Source organism: Roseateles saccharophilus, assembly GCF_031458095.1.
GTDB lineage: Bacteria > Pseudomonadota > Gammaproteobacteria > Burkholderiales > Burkholderiaceae_C > Pelomonas > Pelomonas saccharophila_A.
The window spans coordinates 2,220,710-2,238,481 of sequence record NZ_JAVDXU010000001.1 but is presented as its reverse complement, the minus strand read 5'-3'; the positions used below and the strand labels follow the sequence as shown (position 1 = coordinate 2,238,481).

At 68.6% G+C, this 17,772-nt stretch carries 15 protein-coding genes; 7 read left to right on the top strand and 8 right to left on the bottom strand.

Annotated features, from left to right (window positions below):
- Positions 1 to 17 precede the first annotated feature (17 nt).
- Complete coding sequence (locus J2X20_RS10180; RefSeq protein WP_310264022.1) at positions 18 to 194, top strand: hypothetical protein; 177 nt, start codon at positions 18 to 20, stop codon at positions 192 to 194.
- A gap of 95 nt (positions 195 to 289) precedes the next feature.
- Here the strand turns inward: J2X20_RS10180 and J2X20_RS10175 are convergent, their stop codons facing one another.
- Positions 290 to 2,386, bottom strand: a complete 2,097-nt coding sequence (locus J2X20_RS10175; protein WP_310264020.1) for a winged helix-turn-helix domain-containing protein — start codon at positions 2,384 to 2,386, stop codon at positions 290 to 292.
- 171 nt (positions 2,387 to 2,557) lie between these two features.
- Between J2X20_RS10175 and J2X20_RS10170 the strand changes: the two genes are divergently transcribed.
- Positions 2,558 to 2,935 carry a hypothetical protein gene (locus tag J2X20_RS10170; RefSeq protein WP_310264018.1) on the top strand — a complete coding sequence of 126 codons (378 nt, stop codon included), beginning with the start codon at positions 2,558 to 2,560 and terminating at the stop codon, positions 2,933 to 2,935.
- 49 nt (positions 2,936 to 2,984) lie between these two features.
- Positions 2,985 to 4,055 carry a helix-turn-helix transcriptional regulator gene (locus tag J2X20_RS10165; RefSeq protein ID WP_310264016.1) on the top strand — a complete coding sequence of 357 codons (1,071 nt, stop codon included), beginning with the start codon at positions 2,985 to 2,987 and terminating at the stop codon, positions 4,053 to 4,055.
- On the opposite strand, the gene J2X20_RS10160 is transcribed toward J2X20_RS10165, so the two are convergent.
- Positions 4,036 to 4,800: a type III pantothenate kinase gene (locus tag J2X20_RS10160; protein ID WP_310264013.1), complete on the bottom strand. Its 765-nt coding sequence runs from the start codon at positions 4,798 to 4,800 to the stop codon at positions 4,036 to 4,038. The two genes, J2X20_RS10165 and J2X20_RS10160, sit on opposite strands and share 20 nt — an antisense overlap.
- Before the next feature lie 117 nt (positions 4,801 to 4,917).
- On the opposite strand from J2X20_RS10160, the gene J2X20_RS10155 reads away from it, so the two are divergent.
- From J2X20_RS10155 to J2X20_RS10145, 3 genes are all read left to right on the top strand, one after another.
- Positions 4,918 to 6,468, top strand: coding sequence for a methyl-accepting chemotaxis protein (locus tag J2X20_RS10155; RefSeq protein ID WP_310264011.1), 1,551 nt, complete (start codon positions 4,918 to 4,920; stop codon positions 6,466 to 6,468).
- 258 nt (positions 6,469 to 6,726) lie between these two features.
- Positions 6,727 to 7,209, top strand: coding sequence for a GreA/GreB family elongation factor (locus J2X20_RS10150; RefSeq protein ID WP_310264010.1), 483 nt, complete (start codon positions 6,727 to 6,729; stop codon positions 7,207 to 7,209).
- A 57-nt stretch (positions 7,210 to 7,266) separates the two neighbouring features.
- Positions 7,267 to 7,956, top strand: a complete 690-nt coding sequence (locus J2X20_RS10145; RefSeq protein WP_310264008.1) for a glutathione S-transferase — start codon at positions 7,267 to 7,269, stop codon at positions 7,954 to 7,956.
- Positions 7,957 to 7,998: 42 nt separating this feature from the next.
- Here J2X20_RS10145 and cobA read toward each other — a convergent pair whose 3' ends face one another.
- The 5 genes from cobA to nirB form a co-directional block, all read right to left on the bottom strand.
- Positions 7,999 to 8,751: a uroporphyrinogen-III C-methyltransferase gene (gene cobA / locus J2X20_RS10140; RefSeq protein ID WP_310264007.1), complete on the bottom strand. Its 753-nt coding sequence runs from the start codon at positions 8,749 to 8,751 to the stop codon at positions 7,999 to 8,001.
- Positions 8,748 to 11,489 carry a nitrate reductase gene (locus J2X20_RS10135; protein ID WP_310264006.1) on the bottom strand — a complete coding sequence of 914 codons (2,742 nt, stop codon included), beginning with the start codon at positions 11,487 to 11,489 and terminating at the stop codon, positions 8,748 to 8,750. Before J2X20_RS10135 ends, cobA begins: the two co-directional genes overlap by 4 nt.
- A gap of 152 nt (positions 11,490 to 11,641) precedes the next feature.
- Complete coding sequence (gene nirD, locus J2X20_RS10130; RefSeq protein WP_310264005.1) at positions 11,642 to 12,025, bottom strand: nitrite reductase small subunit NirD; 384 nt, start codon at positions 12,023 to 12,025, stop codon at positions 11,642 to 11,644.
- 5 nt (positions 12,026 to 12,030) lie between these two features.
- On the bottom strand, positions 12,031 to 12,804 hold the full coding sequence (locus tag J2X20_RS10125) for a type IV pili methyl-accepting chemotaxis transducer N-terminal domain-containing protein (RefSeq protein ID WP_310264004.1): 774 nt from the start codon (positions 12,802 to 12,804) through the stop codon (positions 12,031 to 12,033).
- Positions 12,804 to 15,254, bottom strand: coding sequence for a nitrite reductase large subunit NirB (gene nirB, locus J2X20_RS10120; RefSeq protein WP_310264003.1), 2,451 nt, complete (start codon positions 15,252 to 15,254; stop codon positions 12,804 to 12,806). Before nirB ends, J2X20_RS10125 begins: the two co-directional genes overlap by 1 nt.
- Positions 15,255 to 15,516: 262 nt before the next feature.
- Here nirB and J2X20_RS10115 point away from each other — a divergent pair, with 262 nt between their 5' ends.
- Positions 15,517 to 17,265 carry a bifunctional protein-serine/threonine kinase/phosphatase gene (locus J2X20_RS10115; RefSeq protein ID WP_310264002.1) on the top strand — a complete coding sequence of 583 codons (1,749 nt, stop codon included), beginning with the start codon at positions 15,517 to 15,519 and terminating at the stop codon, positions 17,263 to 17,265.
- Between the two features lie 24 nt (positions 17,266 to 17,289).
- Here the strand turns inward: J2X20_RS10115 and J2X20_RS10110 are convergent, their stop codons facing one another.
- Positions 17,290 to 17,760, bottom strand: a complete 471-nt coding sequence (locus J2X20_RS10110; protein WP_310264000.1) for a hypothetical protein — start codon at positions 17,758 to 17,760, stop codon at positions 17,290 to 17,292.
- Positions 17,761 to 17,772 lie beyond the last annotated feature (12 nt).

Sequence of the window (17,772 nt, the reverse complement as noted above, 5' to 3'; positions counted from 1 at the left end):
AGGTCGCCCAGGCCGCCGTGAAATTGCCGGCGAAGTTGGGCGAAGCATGGCCGGAAAAATTCGGCGAAGCATGGCCCGAGAAGTTGGGCGCTGCGTGGCCGGAAAAGTTTGGCGAGGCATGGCCTGAGAAGTTGGGCGCCGCGTGGCCCGAGAAATTCGGCGAGGCATGGCCGGAAAAGTTCGGTGCGGCGTGACCTGAAAAATTGGCGCTGTACGGGCTGTTCTGAGCATTCCAAACCATGATGTCCCTCCTTGGCGATGAAGTTGGCGAACCGGTCTGACCTGTAGGTCAATCAGGCAGGCCTGCCTGGCGCAGGGCCGACAGCAGGTCGTCGAGATGGGGGCGCTGCATCGGCGACCAGCGGCCGAACTCCTGGACAGAGAAGCTCGGGCAATCGACGAGGAACTGCTCGGCCAGCGCGCGCGCTTCGGCCAGCTCGCCTGTGCGCACCAGGGCGGCAATCTGCAGGCGGCGGGCGCCATTGAAGCTGGGGTTCAGGCGCAGGGCCTTGCCCAGCCAGCCCGCGGACTCGTCGTAGCGGCGCGCGACGAAGCTGGCGCCGCCGCAGATGGTGAGGTGCCAGAACAGGTGTTGGTCGAAGGGGCTCAGGCGCATGGCACGGTCCAGCCGCTCCAGCGCCTCTTCGGCGCGGCCGACGTAGCACAGCGTGGCCGCGCTGCGCGCCCAGGCCGCGGCACAACTGGGGTTCAGCTTCAGTGCGCGATCAAACAGGTCCAGGGCTTCGTCGTGCTGCTTCTGCAGCGACAGCATGTAGCCCGCGACCGACAGCACCCAGGCGTCGCGCGAGTCCAGCCGCACGGATTGCAGCGCGTGCTCCAACCCGAGGCGCCCCTCCTGGCCGTCGGTGCTCGCCAGCCCATCGAACTGACGCAGGCTGTACCACCAGGCCAGATGGGCGTGGGCCTGGGCGTAGCCGGGGTCCAGTTCCACGGCGCGCAGCAGCAGGTGGCCCGCGGTGTCGAACTCGGGTGAGCCGAGCTTCACCATGCAGGCCAGAGCGCGCAGCACGCAGTCGTAGGCGTCGTGGCTGTCGGTGGGCCGCTGGCGGGCTTGGGCCACCTCCTCGTCCTGAACCTGCGGAGCGGCGGCGGCGGCCACCTTGGCGGCAATCTCGGTCTGGAAGGTGAACAGATCCTCCACGACCCCGTCGAAGGGCTGTTGCCAAATGACGCGCTGGTCGGCGGCATGGATGAGGCTGACGTGGATGCGCACCTGCGAGCCGGCGCGTCGCACGCGGCCCGTCACCAGGTAGCGCACCCCCAGCTCGGCGGCCACGTCGGCCGGGTTGAGCTCATTGCCGCGGTAACGCAGCGTCGAGCTGTGCGCGATGACGAACAGTGCCCGATTCAGCGACAGCGTGGCGATGATCTCTTCGGTGACGCCCTCGCCGAAATAGGCGTCGGTGGGCGGCCCCTCGGTGGAGAAGGGCAGCACGGCCAGAGAGGCAACGCGCACACCGGCCGGACGCAGTGCCGACACGGCGTGGCGCCGCGAACCGGTCACCACGCGCAGCACGTGGACCGGCCGCTGCGATTTCTGCATGACGCGCTGGCCCAGCGGGTCGAAGCTCACCGGAATCTTGTGAGCCACAAAGTCGCAGACCTTCTGGGTGGTGAGGATCTCGTCGTGCACGGCGCTGAGTTGGAGGTCGGCCGCCACATTGACGCCGTCGCCGACGAGTTTGCCGTCGTCCACGATGACGTCATCCACAGCAATACCGATGCGCAGATGAAAAGCCGCGTTCTCGGCCGGGTCGGCAGCCTGGCGGCGCTCGGCCAGCGTCTCCTGCAGCTCGACCGCCCAGGCCACGGCCTCCACGGCGCTGACGAACTCCAGTTGCAGCCTCTCGGCGGTGAGCTCGATGGCCCGGCCGCCGAAGTGTGGAAGGCTGCGCTCGATGAGGTCGACGCGGATGCGCTTCCAGGTGGCTGCGGCGCGGGTGGGGTCGCGTGCCACCAGCCGAGACCAGCCCACCACCTCGGCTTGCACGATGACCGCCAGCCGGCGCTGCAGGCGCGTGACGGTGTCGTCGACGGCGGCCGGCTCGGGCTCTGCCAGGGCCGGTGCATCTACCGGTACGACCTTGAGCCGGTAGCCGCGGCCGGTGACGGTGACGATGGTTTCGTGGCCCAGCACACGGCGCAGCGTCGAGATCTGCACCGTCAGGTTGTTCTCTTCCACCACCACACCGGGCCAGGCCAGGTCCAGCAGCTCGGCCTTGCTGACCACGCGTTGCGAGCGGTCCACCAATGCCAGCAGCACGTCGAAAGCCCGCGCGCCGATACCCACGGCCTGGCCGCTCACCAGCAGCAAACGTTCTTCCGGCCGGATCTCGAACTGCTGGAACACCCTCGCCTGTGTCACCGACGGCTCCTCAATGGCTCTTGTTTTCCGGCCTGCCACTGGGTGGGCAAGCCCGCGTCATCAGCGGTGCAGATGACACACGCTTTTGGCCCGCATAGCTTAGGTCATTGCGCTGACCGCAACATTGCAGGCGCAACAACAACATCCAAGACAGGAAGGAGCGCAAGGATCATGGCAACACTGACGACACCAGACCACCCCTGCGGCGCCGGCGGCGTCACGATGACGGAGATGCTTTCGCTCGACCGCCGCGTCAGCCTCTATGGCCTGCGGATCACCGATCTGTCGCCGCGGGGCGACCTGGGCCTTGGCCTCGACCCCGAGGGCCCGGTCGGCTTCGCCCTGGTGCGGGGCTATCGCCGTAACGGGCAGTTCAGGCGATTGAACGAGGCGCTGGTCCTGAGTGTCTTTGGTGAAGGCCGCGCCTGCGATCCTGCCGACGCTGACGCCCTGGCCGGCGAGCGCGTGTGGGAAGTGGCCTTGGCTGACCGTTTGCTGAGGCTTGAACTGCAGCAGGGCAGCCTGGCGTCCCTGCTCAACGGTGGCTAGCCGCGGAGCCTGAGCCGCGTTGAATGACGGTCCCGGGAGAATTTTCGATATGAGGCCCAAGAAGTCCCGCGAGCTGAGCCGCCTGCGCGAGCTGTGCGCGCTGGACCTGCCGACTCCTCTGGTCATGCCCACGCTGCTGGCCGAGCTGCATGCCTTCGTGCCGTCCAGCCGCAACCTGTTCGACTGGTGCGACGGCAATGGCGCGCTGGCGCGCTATTGCGTCGAGGGTTCGGTCGACGAGAGGGTCGCCAAGCTCTACTTCGACGAGTTCCACAACAAGCGCGAGGCCGAGGCCATGCCGTCCTTCGCGCAGGCCCTGGCCTCGGGGGCCGTGCTGAACAGCGCCGCGCAGCTGGACACGGGGCGCTTCCTCGGCTCGGCCCTGTATGCCGAGATCTGGCGGCCTCAGGGTTTTCGCTATCGCGTCGAGCTCATCGTGCGCTCGCGTGAAGGCCGGCCGCTGGGCTCGCTGGTGCTCTATCGCGGGCCGGGCGAACCCTGCTTCACGGCGGCCGAGGAGGCGCGCCTGCTGCCGCTGCTGCCCTACCTGGCCCAGGCCCTGTCGCGGGACACGCTGCCGCGCTGCGCGCCCGAGCGCTGGCAGCCGGCTCCGGAGGCGGCCGAGGTCCTGCTGCTGGATGAAGCCGGCCGCCTCGGCCACGCCAGCGCGGGCGCCCGCCGCCTGCTGCTGCAGGCCGGCCCGGGGCCGGGCCCTCAGCCTGCGCAGCCCTCGACGGAAGCCTTGCTGGCCGGCCTGCACGCGGCCGCCCAGGGCGGCCCGGTGACGCAATGGGTCGACAGCCCCTGGGGGCGCTTCGAGCTCAATGCCCAACGCCTGGATGCCGTCGACCCCGCGACGCCGTGCTGGACCCAGGTGCAGCTGCGCCGTCTCGAGCCGAGCGAGCTGGCCGACGAGCGCCGCCTGCAGGGCTTCGAGCTGTCCAGTGGCCAGGCCACCGTCGCTCGCCTGCTGATGCAGGGCCTGGCCCAGGCCCAGGTCGCGCAGCGTCTGGGCGTGGCGCCCAGCACCGTCGTCGACCACACGCGCAAGCTCTACCAGCGCCTGGGCGTGCGCTCGGCGCGCGAACTGCTCGACAAGCTCAGGTCCGCGCCGAATTGATGGCCAGCAGGCCGTCGAAGATCAGGCCTTCGATGAGCTCGTGGGGCGCGTCCAGGGCCGGGGCCACCTTCCAGCCGGCGCCGCCCGTCATCAGCAGCAGGGGCTCGCGGCCCTCGCGCCTGGACAGCAGCCGGAACATGCGCTCGATGGCACCGGTGATGGCGAAGGTGCCGCCGGTGGTCAGCGCGTCGCTGGTGTTGGTGGGGAAATCGCGCACCTCGCCGGTGGGCACGCGCAGACCGGCCGTGCCGCCTTCCAGGGCGCGCAACATGATGCCGTGCCCCGGCAGGATGAGGCCGCCGAGGAACTCGGCCTGGCTGGAGACCGCCTCGACGGTCACCGCCGTGCCCACCATGACGACCAGCACCGGTCCGTCAAAGCCGCGCATGCGGGCATGGGCGTGGGCGCCGATGACGGCCACCCAGCGGTCGGCGCCCAGGCGCGTGGGGTGGTCGTAGCCGTTCTTGACGCCGGCCGTCTCGGCCGCGGGCACGACCCAGCGGGCGCTGAGGTCCCAGTGCTCCATCTGCTCCTCGACGCGGCGGCGCACTGCATCGCCGGCGACATTGCTGCCCAGGATGCGCGTGGGCGGAGCCAGGCCTTGCCAGTCCTCGTCGGCCAGGCGGTCGATGTTTTCCAGGAAGACGGCGCCTTGCTGCAGCGGGTGGCTGCCGGGCTGGGCGTCGTCCTCGTAGACGGCCCATTTAAGCCTTGTGTTGCCAATGTCGATAGCCAGAAAGCTCATGGGAGGCTGTGGCGTGAACGATGCCGCGAGCCTACCAGCGCATTTGTATCTGCCTGTGCGGGTTTCTGCTTCAATGAGCGGCTACTTCTGATCGACCGTTTCCACCGGGAGAACCCCATGCTGCGACGTCTGCGCATCCAAGCCCGCCTCTGGCTGGCCTTCGGCATCATCCTGGCGATGACGGCGCTGCTGGTGGCCGTCGGCGGTTTCGGCCTGAATGTGTCGCAAAAGGCCATCCAGGGCATCACCCAGAAACTGATCCCGGCCTCCAACATCACCATGTCGGCGCGCAGCCAGTTGCTGCAGAGCAAGGCGGCCACGTCCACGCTGGTGGCCTCCATCTTCAACAAGGAAGGCATGGCCCGCGCCAAGAAGGAGTGGGATGCCGCCCAGACGGGCCTGGACAAGGCCATGGACGACTTCGGCGCCATCTCCACCGAGGAGAAGGGCAAGGAGGCCCTGGCCAAGTTCCGCGTGCTGATGGCGGACTATCGCAAGGCCGTCAAGCCGGTGGCCGACAAGATCCTGGCCGACAGCTACCCCGACGCCCAGGCCGCCTTCGAAGACATCAAGGCCGCCGATGCCGCCTACGATCCCGCCCTGGCCATGCTCAATGGCATCGAGGGCGACCTGAAGAAGCGCGGCGACGACGTCTTCGCCAAGGTCGACAGCCTGGTCGGCAATGTCTTCGTCGGCTTCCTGGTTGCTTTCGTCGTCTGCGTCGTCGTCGGCGGCGCCCTGGCAGTGCTGATCTCGCGCTCCATCATCGGCCCGCTGGTGGCCGCCAAGCGCTTTGCCGAGCGCATGGCCGATGGCGACCTGTCGCGCGCGCCCGAGGCCCGCGGCACGGACGAATCCGCCGAGATGATGCAGGCCCTGGCGGCCATGCAGCAGTCGCTGTCCGAGATCGTCGGCCAGGTGCGCGAGTCGGCCGAGAGCATCCAGGTCGCGTCGGCCGAGGTGGCCACCGGCAATATGGACTTGTCGCAGCGCACCGAGCAGACGGCCTCCAACCTGCAGCAGGCCTCCAGCTCCATGACGCAGCTGACCGGGACCGTCAGCCAGAGCGCCGACTCGGCCATGACGGCCAAGCAGCTCGCCGGCGCCGCCGCCGAGACGGCCGGCCGGGGCGGCGAGGTGGTGTCGCGCGTCGTCAGCACCATGGGCGAGATCAACAACGCCAGCCGCAAGATCGCCGACATCATCGGCACGATCGACGGCATCGCCTTCCAGACCAACATCCTGGCGCTGAACGCCGCGGTGGAAGCGGCGCGCGCCGGTGAACAGGGTCGCGGCTTCGCGGTCGTGGCTGGCGAAGTGCGCTCGCTCGCCCAGCGCAGCGCCGAGGCGGCGCGTGAGATCAAGGCGCTGATCGGCGCCAGCGTTGAGCGCGTCGAGGCCGGCACCCACCTCGTCAACGACGCCGGCACGACCATGACCGACATCGTCGGCTCCGTGCAGCGCGTGACCGACATCATTGGCGAGATCAGCGCCGCGGCCGTCGAGCAGAGCTTGGGGCTGCGCCAGGTCAACGGCACCGTGACGGAGCTGGACCAGATGACCCAGCAGAACGCCGCGCTGGTGGAGGAGTCCGCCGCGGCGGCTCAGTCGCTGAAGGAACAAGCCGTGCGGCTGGCGGGGCTGGTGTCCAGCTTCAAGCTGAGCTGACGCGACGGCCGGCAAGCGGGCACGCTCCGGGACACGAAGCGGTCATCGGCTCAGCTGACGACGCGGTGGCAGCCATGAGCGCTGTCGAGGGCGAAGCAGCCCTCCATGCTGCCCGGGCGTCGGTCTGCCCGTCAACCTGCTCGAGGGAGCAAGCTGTGCCATCGGAAGTTGGGCCGTAGCCCACAGAAGCGTCGAGAGTTGGTGGAGCCCCTGATAATCAAGATGCCCCCCGCTTGTTCGAGATGCCTGCCTTTCATCATGGATAAATCCTTGCTGCAACAGCAGGTGCTGGAACGGCTCGCTGAAGACTTGCTGCAAGCCGAAGAGGCGGCGCGGACGGCGCATGAAACGGCGACTCACGAGGAAAACATCGCCGAGAACAAATACGACACCTTGGGTCTCGAAGCCGCCTATCTGGCCACCGGCCAAGCTCGTCGCGCCGACGCCATCCGCCAGGCGATGGCCGATTGGCGCCAGTTCCGTCCACGTCCCTACGACGCCAGCAAAGGCATACAGATCGGCGCGCTGGTCTGCCTGGTGGATTCCGACGACAGGCAGCAACAGCTCTTTCTCGGCCCGAATGGGGGCAGCATGAAGTTGGTCAGCGGCGGTCAGATCGTTCAGGTCATCAGCAGCGAAGCCCCGTTGGGCAGGGCCATGCTGGGCAAATGCGAGGGCGATGAGGTGTCAATACAGGTCGCTCCAATCCAACAGCAGTTTGAGGTGCTGCGGGTCCATTAGGCCGCAGCTACGTTCACGCCGTATTGACTTGATCGTGCAGCTGCACAGACCTTGCCCATGCACGCATCGACGCTGACACCGAGCGCACCTATCTCTCCTGCACGTCCACAGTTGCCGCGGCTCTACACCTTTCGCCGCTGCCCCTACGCCATGCGCGCACGGATGGCGCTGCTGCAGGCTGGGCGGGTCTTCGAGGCGGTGGAGGTCAACTTGCGCGACAAGCCGGCAAGCTTGCTGACCTTGTCTCCCAAGGCTACGGTACCGGTGCTGCAATTGCCCGATGGCAGCGTGATCGAGGAGAGTTGGGACATCATGCGCTGGGCACTCGCAGCGCCCGACGCGCAGGGCTGGTGGGCGCGGGCGCAGTCGCCGGCGAACCTTGACCTGGTTCAGCGAAACGACGGCGACTTCAAGCATCACCTGGACCGCTGGAAGTACCCCCAGCGCTATGCGAGTGAGAGCCTCACGCCGGACGCACACCGCGACCTGGCGCTGGATGTGCTTCTGCGACCGCTGGAGGCACGGCTGCACAGCGCACCCCACTTGGGAGGCGCCACGCCATGCGCCACCGACTTGGCAGTACTGCCCTTCGTCCGTCAGTTCGCCTCAGTGGATAGGGCGTGGTTTGCAACGCTGGACTTGCCTTCGGTACGGTCCTGGCTGAGCGGCTGGCTCGTCAACCCGCTATTCGCTGCTTGCATGGTCAAGTTGCCCGCGGAAGGTGCGAATCGCTTGGCGGCGTTCTGACCCTGCTTGGCTTTCGCTGGGTGACGGTACCGGGTTGATGCTTCAACCCAGGTTCAGCTCACAGTGCTGCACGGCATCGAGCGCCGCATGCGCGGCCACCTCGCCGATCACCAGCAGCGCCGGGCTCTTCAGCCCTTCGCGGGCGATGCAGTCCGGCAGGCCGGCCAGCGTCGTCACGGCGTGGCGTTGCTGCGCCGTGTGCGCCGCGCTGACGATGGCAGCGGGCAGATCAGCCTTCAGGCCGGCGCCCAGCAGCTTGGCCGTGATGTCGGCCGCGCGGGCCACCCCCATGTAGATCACCAGCGTGAGACCGGTGCGGGCCAGCGCCGCCCAGTCGGGCTCGGCGCGCCCTTCGCCGGGATGGCCGGTGACGAGGATGACGCCGGGCGAGGCGCGGCGGTCGGTGACCGGGATGCCGACAGCCGCCGGGCCGGCGATGCCGCTGGTGAGGCCGCTGACGACTTCCACGGCCAGACCGGCCTCGCGCAGCGCATCGACCTCCTCGCCGCCGCGGCCGAAGACAAAGGGATCGCCGCCCTTGAGGCGCACGACGCGGTGGCCGGCTCGGGCCTCCTTGATCATCAGCGCATGGATGAAATGCTGGTCGGTGCTGATGCAACCGCCACGCTTGCCAACGCGCAGCAACCGTCCCTTCACCAGGGCCAGCACGCGCGGGTCGATGAGGTCGTCGGCGAGAACGACATCGGCCGCCTCGATGCGTTTGAGGGCGCGGACGGTGAGCAGGTCCGGGTCGCCGGGGCCGGCGCCGACAAGGGAGACAACTGGGATGCTCATGCGGGTACTTCCTCAGGCGTGGTGGCGACCAGGCGGCGCAGCGTCGGCAGGCAGGAGCCGCATTGCGTGCCGCAGCGCTTCTCGGCCTGCAGCTGGGCCAGGCGTTCGCCAGGGCTGCCGCTGCAGTGCGCCAGCGTCAGGCGGATGACGTCCTCGCGCACGTCGAAGCAGTTGCAGATCTGGGGGCTGGCAGCCGTCATGTTGGTGGGCGGAGCGCCGGGCGACAGCAGCCAGCGGCCCACCGTGGACGCCGGCGTGCGCTCGCGCCACAGGTCGACCAGCCAGGCGCCTTCCTCATGCCGGCCCACGCGCAGCAGGGCCTGCAGTGGCGCTGTCTGCAGATCGTCGCCATCGAGATTGAGCAGGCGCAGCCGGCCGCGCTGGGCATCGGCATAGCGCAGCACGGCGGGGCTGTTCAGGCCCAGCACGGCAGCGAGTTCGTCGACCAGTTCGGGCGCGGGCGCCTCGGCGCAGGCGGCTTCAAACGCCCAACCGACCTGCTCTCCCTTGGCGGGCTCGGGCAGGCAATGGGCATAGCCGAAGCGCGGCATCAGCGCGCGCAGCTGCTCGCGCAGGCGCGGGCCGTCGGCGGGTGCGACCCAGGCGCAGGCGCTGAGGCGCCAGGGCAGGTCGGTCGGCTCGATGGCGACGGCGCTGAACTTCAGCTCCGGCTGCTTGGAATCCGGGCAGAAGGCGCCCTGCGTGACGGCATTGACGCCGTACTGGGCGCCGATGAATTCGTCGCCCCAATGCATGGCGATGTCGGCGCCGGCCAGGGGCACGTTCTCGTCGAGCTTCAGAGGCAGCACGACCTCGCCGCGCCTGGAGCGCACATATACCAGCTCACCCTCGGCCAGCTTGCGGCGGGCCGCGTCGCTGGGGTTGATGCGCACCAGCGGCTTGCCCTCGTGGGCGAACAGGCGCGGCACGCTGCCGCTGCGGCTCATGCCATGCCACTGGTCGCGCATGCGGCCGGTGGTCAGTGCAAACGGGCGCTTGGGGCTGGCCGTCTCGGCGGTGGCCGCGTAGGGCTTGGTGATGAAGCGGGCGCGACCGTCGGCGGTGGCGAAGCGGCCGTCGGTGTAGAGGCGCGGCGTCGAGCCGTTGACATAGGGCCATTGCTGCGGGCCCTCGGTGTCCAGCGTGATCCACGACAGGCCGGTGATGTCGAGGTCGCGGCCGCGCGTGGCTTCACGGTGTTCCTTCCACAGGTCCTCGGGGCCGTTGGCGGCGAGGCGGGGCGAGCGGCCCAGGGCGGCGTCGATCAGCGCAGCCACGTCGCGCACGATGCGCCAGTCGGCACGCGCTGCGCCGGCCGCAGGAACGGCAGGGCGCACGCGGCTGATGCGGCGCTCGCTGTTGGTGACCGTGCCTTCCTTCTCGCCCCAGGTCGAAGCGGGCAGCAGGTAGTCGGCATAGCGGGCCGTGGCCGTGTGGGCAAAGGCTTCCTGCAGGATGACCAGCTCGCAGCGCTCCAGGGCCTGGCGCACCGTGGCCTGGTCGGGCATGGACTGGGCCGGGTTGGTACAGGCAATCCACAGCGCCTTGATCTCGCCGCGCGCGGCAGCCTCGAACATCTCGACGACCGTGTGGCCGCGCTTGCCCGGCAGATCCGGCACGCCCCACAGCGCTTCGATCTCGGCCCAGTCCGCGGCCTTGCCCGGGTCGCGGTGGCCGGGCAGCAGCGTCGCCATGCCGCCACTCTCGCGACCACCCATGGCATTGGGTTGGCCGGTCAGCGAGAAGGGGCCGGCGCCGGCGCGGCCGATCTGGCCTGTGGCCAGGTGCAGGTTGATCAGGGCCGTGTTCTTGGCCGTGCCGCTGCTGCTCTGGTTCAGACCTTGGCAGTAGAGGCTCAAGCTGCTCGGCGAGGTCGCGAACCATTCGGCGGCCTGCCAGATGTCGGCCTCCTTGACGCCGCAGACCTGGGCCGCGCGCGAAGGTGCCCAGTCGCGCACCAGCTCCTTGAGCGCGTCGAAGCCTTCGGTGGACTGGTCAATGAAGTCGCCTGCCGTCCAGCCCTGCCAGATGACGGCATGCAACAGGCCGTGGCACAGCGCCACGTCGGTGCCGGGGCGGATCTGCAGATGCAGGTCGGCGAGCTCGGCCGTCTCGGTGCGGCGCGGGTCGATGACGATGAGTTTGTGGCCCGGCTTGTTCGCGCGCGCTGCTTCGAGGCGGCGGAACAGGATGGGATGAGCCCAGGCCGGATTGGCGCCGCTGATCAGCACGCAGTCGGCCAGCTCGATGTCTTCGTAGCTGCAGGGCGGCGCATCGGCGCCCAGGGCCTGCTTGTAGCCGACGACGGCCGAGCTCATGCACAGCCGCGAGTTGGAGTCGATATGGGGCGTGCCGATGACGGCGCGGGCCAGCTTGTTGAAGGCGTGGTAGTCCTCGGTCAGCAACTGGCCGGAGATGTAGACGCCAATGGCTTCGGGGCCATGCTCGGCGCGGATGGCGAGCAGCTTGTCGGCAATCTCGCGGTTGGCCTGGTCCCAGCTCACGACCTCGGGCTGGGCGCCGCGTGCGTTGCGCTTCTGCGGCTCGCGCAGGCGCTGGTGCTGGATGACGACCGGCGTGGCCGTCAGGTGCAGGTTTGTGCCCTTGGTGCAGAGGCGCCCAAAGTTGGCCGGGTGATCCGGGTCGCCGCGCACGCCGGTGATCTGGGTGTCATCGTGTTCGATGATGACGCCGCAGCCCACGCCGCAATAGGGGCAGGTGGATTTCGTTTCTTTCACAGCAGAACTCCTCGGCTGCAGAGCCCCTCGCCTGGCGAGGGGATGAGAGGGGAGTGCGCCGTTTCACGGCAATGCCGATCGCGCGTCAGCGCGTATCGGCAGGTGGACTTTGTCTCGTTCATGTTCTTTTGGGTGAGCTGACATTCAGCTCGTCACGCCACCGCTATCGAAATCTTGGGGCCGGCCACCGGGGCGGGCAGATCCAGTGCCAAGGTGTCCAACTCGGCCTGAAGCAGGAACACGTCGCCGCCATCCACCTTCACGTGGAAGCTCGGCGTGCAGCCTTCGTCTGGCTCACGGGCACTGCCGTCGTTGAGGCCAATGGTCCAGTTATGCAGCGGGCAGGCCACGCTCTTGCCGAAGACGATGCCCTGGCTCAGCGGACCGCCTTTGTGCGGGCAGCGGTCCAGCAAAGCAAAGACTTCGTCCTCGGCGTTGCGGAAAAGCGCGACATCGATGCCGACCGCGCGCTGCACGCGGCGTGAGCCCAGCACGGGGATGTCCTGCAGGGCACAGATGCGGGTCCAGTCGTCCATGGTTGTCATCCGAGTTGGCGGGCAAACTGCCCCGTCACGGTTTCCATCACGGCGAGCAGGTTCTCGCTCGCCACGAAGACGTTGCTGGCCGCCTCTGGCCCCTGGCTCTCGCCGGCCAGGGCCGACTGCAGAAAGACCCACTGGTTGCGCGCCAGCTCCAGGTTGTCGCGGATGGCGGGCGTCGCCTCCGCGGCTGAGCCCAGCACGCGCATGGCGGTCTCGAACTCGGCGCGGGATTTGGCCGTCTCCCGTTGCACGACCTCAGGGCGAGCGCCCTGCTGGCCGGCCATGAAGAACAGGGCCAGGCGCTGCGACAGCATGCGCTGACGGCCCGACATATTGACCAGCATGGCCGTCGCCGCGGCGGAGCGCTGTTGCAGCTGGCCGGTGGCGACGTGGGCCAGGCTGAGCAGCTCGCCCGAGGCCTGCAGCAGCTCGTCGACGCGGTCGGCGCTGGGCTTGCTCTGCAGCAGGGCGCGGTAGTCGCCAAACCGATGCTGCATGGCCTTGTAGCTGCCGGCGATCTCGGGCGTGGGCGCGAAAGCCAGCAGCTCCTGGAGCTGGCGCTCGAAGCGCGCCTCGCTGGCCTGCAGCACGGCGCGGGCACGCGGTGCGAGTTCCGGGCGCAGCTGGCCCAGCCAAGCCTTGCCCATGCGCTGGCTCAGCATGCGCTGGGCGCCGGCCTTGTCGATGGCTTCGCCGAGCTGGTTGATGCGGCTCTGGGCCAGGGCAGGCCCGGCGGCCAGAGTCGCCAGCAGGAGGACGCGTCGGTTCAGCATCAGGCGCCCACCTTCTCGAACTGGCGCAGGTCGACATGGGCCTGCTCGAAGTCGAACCAGGGGTCGGGCTCGCCATCGAGGCTGAACTGCAATTGCGCCCACAACGCCTTGCGCCTGTCGGCGTCCTCGAGGATCTGCTTCTTGACGTGATCGAGGCCGACGCGGGCGACGTAGTGCACCGTGCGCTCCAGATACCAGCCCTCCAGGCGGTAGAGCTGCAGGAAGGCGCCGCTGTACTCCAGCACTTCTTCCGGCGTCTTCAGCTTGCAGAAGAACTCGGCCACCTCGGTCTTGATGCCGCCGTTGCCGGCGACATAGATCTCCCAGCCCGAATCGACGCCGATGACGCCGACGTCCTTGATGCCGGCCTCCGCGCAGTTGCGCGGGCAGCCCGACACGGCGATCTTGACCTTGTGCGGCGCGTACATGCGCCACAGCGCCCGCTCCAGGTCTTTGCCCATCTGCGTCGAGTCCTGGGTGCCGAAGCGGCACCACTCGCTGCCCACACAGGTCTTCACGGTGCGCAGGGCCTTGGCGTAGGCATGGCCCGAGGGCATGCCGATGTCCTTCCAGACATTGACCAGGTCTTCCTTCTTGACGCCCAGCAGGTCGATGCGCTGGCCGCCGGTGACCTTGACGGTGGGGATGTTGTACTTGTCCACCGCGTCGGCGATGCGGCGCAGCTCCGAGCTCGTCGTCTCGCCGCCCCACATGCGCGGGATGACCGAGTAGCGGCCGTCCTTCTGGATGTTGGCGTGGGAACGCTCGTTGATGAAGCGGCTCTGCGGATCGTCGACGGCCTCCTTGGGCCAGGTCGAGATCAGGTAATAGTTGATGGCCGGGCGGCAGGTGGCACAGCCATTGGGCGTCTTCCAGTCCAGGGCGCGGAAGACCTCGGCCGAGGTCAGCAGATGCGCCTTGGCAATGGTGTCGCGGGCGTCCTGGTGGCTGGCTTCGGTGCAGCCGCAGATGGCCTTCTTCTTCGGCGCGGCCGAGTAGTCGCCGCCGGCCGTGAACATGATGAGCTGCTCGACCAGGCCCGTGCAGCTGCCGCAGGAGGCGCTCGCCTTGGTGTGCTTGCGCACCTCGTCCAGCGTGAACAGGCCCTTGTCGCGGATGGCCTTGCAGATGCTGCCCTTGGCGACGCCATTGCAGCCGCAGACCTCGTCGGTATCGGCCATGGCCGCCGCGCGGCTGACGCCCTGGTGGCCCACGTCGCCGATATTGGCGCCCGCCTCGCCGAACATCAGCTTGTCGCGGATGTCGGCGATCTTGCGCCCCTCGCGCAGCAGCTTGAAATACCAGCCGCCGTCCACGGTGTCGCCATACAGGCAGGCGCCGACGAGCTGGTCGTTCTGGATGACGAGCTTCTTGTAGACGCCAGCGAAGGGGTCGCTCATGACGATCTCTTCCGTGCCCTCGCCGCCGGTGAAATTGCCGGCCGAGAACAGATCGATGCCCGTCACCTTGAGCTTGGTGCTGACCGAGGAGCCGAGGTAGCGGCCGATGCCGAACTGGGCCAGGTGCGTCGCGCAAACCTTGCCCTGCTCGAACAGCGGCGCGACCAGGCCGTAGGCGATGCCGCGGTGCGCCGCGCACTCGCCGACCGAGTAGACGCGCGGGTCGGTGACGGTCTGCATGGTGTCGGTCACGACGATGCCGCGGCTGCAGTGCAGGCCGGCCTTCTCGGCGAGTGCCGTGTTGGGGCGGATGCCGGCGGCCATGACGACGAGGTCGGCTGGCACCTCGATGGACTGCCCATCCTTGTCCTTGAGCTGGATGGCGCGAACCCTGCCGGTCTCGTTGCCCAGCAAGCCTTGAGTCTGGGCGCCGAGCATGAAGTTCAGGCCGCGCTCGACCAGGGACTTGCGCAGCAGGTCACCGGCCACGGTGTCGAGCTGGCGCTCCATCAGCGTGTCGACCAGGTGCACGACGGTGACCTGCATGCCGCGCAGCATCAGCCCGTTGGCGGCTTCCAGGCCGAGCAGGCCGCCCCCGATGACGACGGCATGCTTGTACTGGGTGGCCGCTTCGATCATCGCGTTGGTATCGGCGATGTCGCGGTAGGCGATGACGCCCTGCAAATCCTTGCCCGGCACCGGCAGCACGAAGGGGTTGGAGCCGGTGGCGATCAGCAGGCGGTCGTACTCGGCCGTCGTGCCGTCGGCGGCCACCACGCGGCGGCGCACGCGGTCGATCTCGGTGACCGTCTTGCCCAGGTGCAGGGTGATGCCGTTCTCCTCATACCAGGAGAGCGGATTCAGGATGATCTCGTCGATCGTCTGCTCGCCGGCCAGCACCGGCGACAGCAGGATGCGGTTGTAGTTGGGGTGGGGCTCGGCGCCGAAGACGGTGATGTCGTAGAGATCGGGCGTGATCTTCAGCAGCTCCTCCAGCGTGCGCACGCCGGCCATGCCGTTGCCCACCATCACCAGCTTCATCTTTTTCATGCCGTACTCCTGTGGCCTGTCAATTGCTTTGCAAGGCATGTGCCAGCGAAGAAGCTGGCCTCCAGCCCTGCCGCAGCGTGCAAAACGACCAGCGGCGCCCCACGCCGAAGCGATGGCTAGCCCGGTGCGGGTGCACTCATCCCAAAATCGCACCAAGATGAGGCCTCTCGTCCAAGGGCATCCCTTGGCCGGTCCCCTGCGGGGACGGCCAGGGAGCGGCCCGGCGCCCGGCCCGCGACGCCACCGATAACAATCCACCTGCATGCGCTTCGAACTCGATACCGGCCTTTCCAGCCTGCAAGGCAAACGCCCGCGCAACGAGGATTTCGCTGGCGTGCAGGCACCGGCCGCGCACGAAGCGGAGCGGGGTTGGGTGGCAGCACTCGCCGATGGCGTCAGCGGTGGCGAGCATTCCAATGGCGACGGCCTGATGGCGGCCCAGACCTCGGTCATGAGCCTGTTGCGTGACTTCCACGGCGTGCCGGCGGACTGGGACACCAGCGTGGCGATGGACAGGCTGCTCGGCCACCAGAACGCCTGGCTGGCCGCGCACAACCGCCGCCCCGGCCCTGACGGCCAGCCGCGCGAGGCGCTGACGACGCTGACGGCCATCGCTCTGCGTGGCCGCCGCTATGCGCTCGCGCATGTCGGCGACAGCCGCGCCTGGCTGCTGCGTGACGGCCAGTGCATGCTGTTGACCCAGGATCACCGCATGGAGAGGCGCGACTTCGCCGGCCTGACGCGCGCCCTGGGCCTGGACGATGCACTGCGCCTGGACCACAGCGCTGGCGAGCTCAAGGTGGGTGACCGCCTGCTGCTGACCAGCGATGGTGTGCACGGGGCCTTGCGCAGCCGCCAGATCGCCGATGTGCTGCGCACGATGGAGGGCGCCCAGGCCGCGGCCGACGCCTTGACCGCTGCGGCCCTGGCTGCCGGCAGCCATGACAACGCGACCGCCCTGGTGCTGGACATCAAGGACCTGGCCGACCCGGGCCTGAACGATCTGGCAGCCTTGGGCCGGCAGTTGCCCAGTCCCGGCCCGCTGGGCGTGGGGGCGACGCTGGACGGCTACCAGGTCACCGCTGTCGTCGCCGACAACGGTGTGCACCGCCTGCTGCAGGCCCGCGAGCTGGCCACGGGGCGCCTGGTCGCCCTGAAGATGCTGCGTCCCGGTCGCGCCGACGACCCCGAAGAGCGCGCCATGCTGGCCCACGAGATCTGGCTGGGCCTGCGCCTGGCCGAGGCGCCGCGGCATCGCCGCCGCGGCGGTGAAAGCGGCTTTGTGCGCGTGCATGCGCCGGCCGACGGCGCGACGCATTTCTATGCCGTCTTCGACTGGCATGGCGGCCACACGCTGGAGCAGCTGCTGGCCAAGGGGCCGCTGGACGTCGCGCAGGCGCTGACACTCGCCGGCGCCGTGGCGCGCTCGCTGAGCCTGCTGCACGCGGCTGGCGTCGTGCATCGCGACATCAAGCCGGCCAATCTCCATCTCGGCGACGACGGTCAATGGCGGGTGCTGGACCTGGGGGTGGCGCTGAGCGCGCGCGCGCCGGCGGCGTCGCATGAGTTGCATGCCGGCACGCCCAGCTATATCAACCCCGAGCAATGGCAGGACCCACCACAGCCAGCCAACGCGGGCTCGGACCTCTTTGCGCTGGGTGTCACCCTCTACCAGGCGCTGACCGGCAAGCTGCCCTATGGCGAGATCGAGCCCTACCAGCTGGCCCGCTACAAGCGTGAGCCGGCCGGCGTCAGCCGACTGCAGCCGAGCGTGCCCATGCCGCTCGATCGCCTCGTCATGCGCGCCATTGCCCGCGAGGCCAGGACGCGGTTCGAGACGGCGGATGAGTTGCTGCTGGCGCTGGAGAGGCTGGCGGCGCGGGACCAGCCGGCAGCGACGCGGGCACCCAGGCCGACGCGGGAAGCGATCAGCGGGTGGCAGATGGCGTTCGGGCTGTCGGCTCTGCTGAACCTGCTGCTGATCGCCTGGCTGGCCTTCCTGCCGAAATAGAGCCTGTTGCCCGAGCGGCCGACCTCAGAGGCCCAGCCGGTCGCGGTTGATGCCCTTGACCTCGACGTCGAAGTTGCAGGAGCCGCTCACCTGGTCGGTCGTGAACTCGACGGTACCGGCCGCGCGACCCAGCGAGTCCTTCATCTCGAAGCGCGTGAAGTGGAACTTGCCGCTCGTGACGCGCTGGCTCTTGCCCTGCACGCGGACGACGGAGCGCCACAACGATTCCATCGACAGTGTGTAGTCGCCCGGCGTCGTGATGTCGACCGTCTTCAGCTCGACGCTGCTGGTCGGCGCGTCACCGCCGTCCAGCGTCATCAACCTGAAGCGCGACAGCTTGCCCGTCGCGCCCGGCTTGCTGCTGGGCGAGTAGTTGAAGTCGGCCAGGCTGTCCGACACGCGGATGTCGGCGCCGGCGATCTTGCAGCTGACGCCGGCCTGGGCAGACGCGGCCAGGGCCAGCAGGGCCAGGGCGAGGAAAGGCTTGCGAGTCATGCCCTCCAGTGT

Bases quoted from the DNA above. Each gene is read 5' to 3' on its own strand.
- J2X20_RS10170 (WP_310264018.1), top strand. From the start codon at position 2,558: ATGGCAACACTGACGACACCAGACCACCCCTGCGGCGCCGGCGGCGTC.
- J2X20_RS10165 (WP_310264016.1), top strand. From the start codon at position 2,985: ATGAGGCCCAAGAAGTCCCGCGAGCTGAGCCGCCTGCGCGAGCTGTGC.
- J2X20_RS10160 (WP_310264013.1), bottom strand. From the start codon at position 4,800: ATGAGCTTTCTGGCTATCGACATTGGCAACACAAGGCTTAAATGGGCC.
- J2X20_RS10155 (WP_310264011.1), top strand. From the start codon at position 4,918: ATGCTGCGACGTCTGCGCATCCAAGCCCGCCTCTGGCTGGCCTTCGGC.
- J2X20_RS10150 (WP_310264010.1), top strand. From the start codon at position 6,727: ATGGATAAATCCTTGCTGCAACAGCAGGTGCTGGAACGGCTCGCTGAA.
- J2X20_RS10145 (WP_310264008.1), top strand. From the start codon at position 7,267: ATGCACGCATCGACGCTGACACCGAGCGCACCTATCTCTCCTGCACGT.
- cobA (WP_310264007.1), bottom strand. From the start codon at position 8,751: ATGAGCATCCCAGTTGTCTCCCTTGTCGGCGCCGGCCCCGGCGACCCG.
- nirD (WP_310264005.1), bottom strand. From the start codon at position 12,025: ATGGACGACTGGACCCGCATCTGTGCCCTGCAGGACATCCCCGTGCTG.
- J2X20_RS10125 (WP_310264004.1), bottom strand. From the start codon at position 12,804: ATGCTGAACCGACGCGTCCTCCTGCTGGCGACTCTGGCCGCCGGGCCT.
- nirB (WP_310264003.1), bottom strand. From the start codon at position 15,254: ATGAAAAAGATGAAGCTGGTGATGGTGGGCAACGGCATGGCCGGCGTG.
- J2X20_RS10115 (WP_310264002.1), top strand. From the start codon at position 15,517: ATGCGCTTCGAACTCGATACCGGCCTTTCCAGCCTGCAAGGCAAACGC.
- J2X20_RS10110 (WP_310264000.1), bottom strand. From the start codon at position 17,760: ATGACTCGCAAGCCTTTCCTCGCCCTGGCCCTGCTGGCCCTGGCCGCG.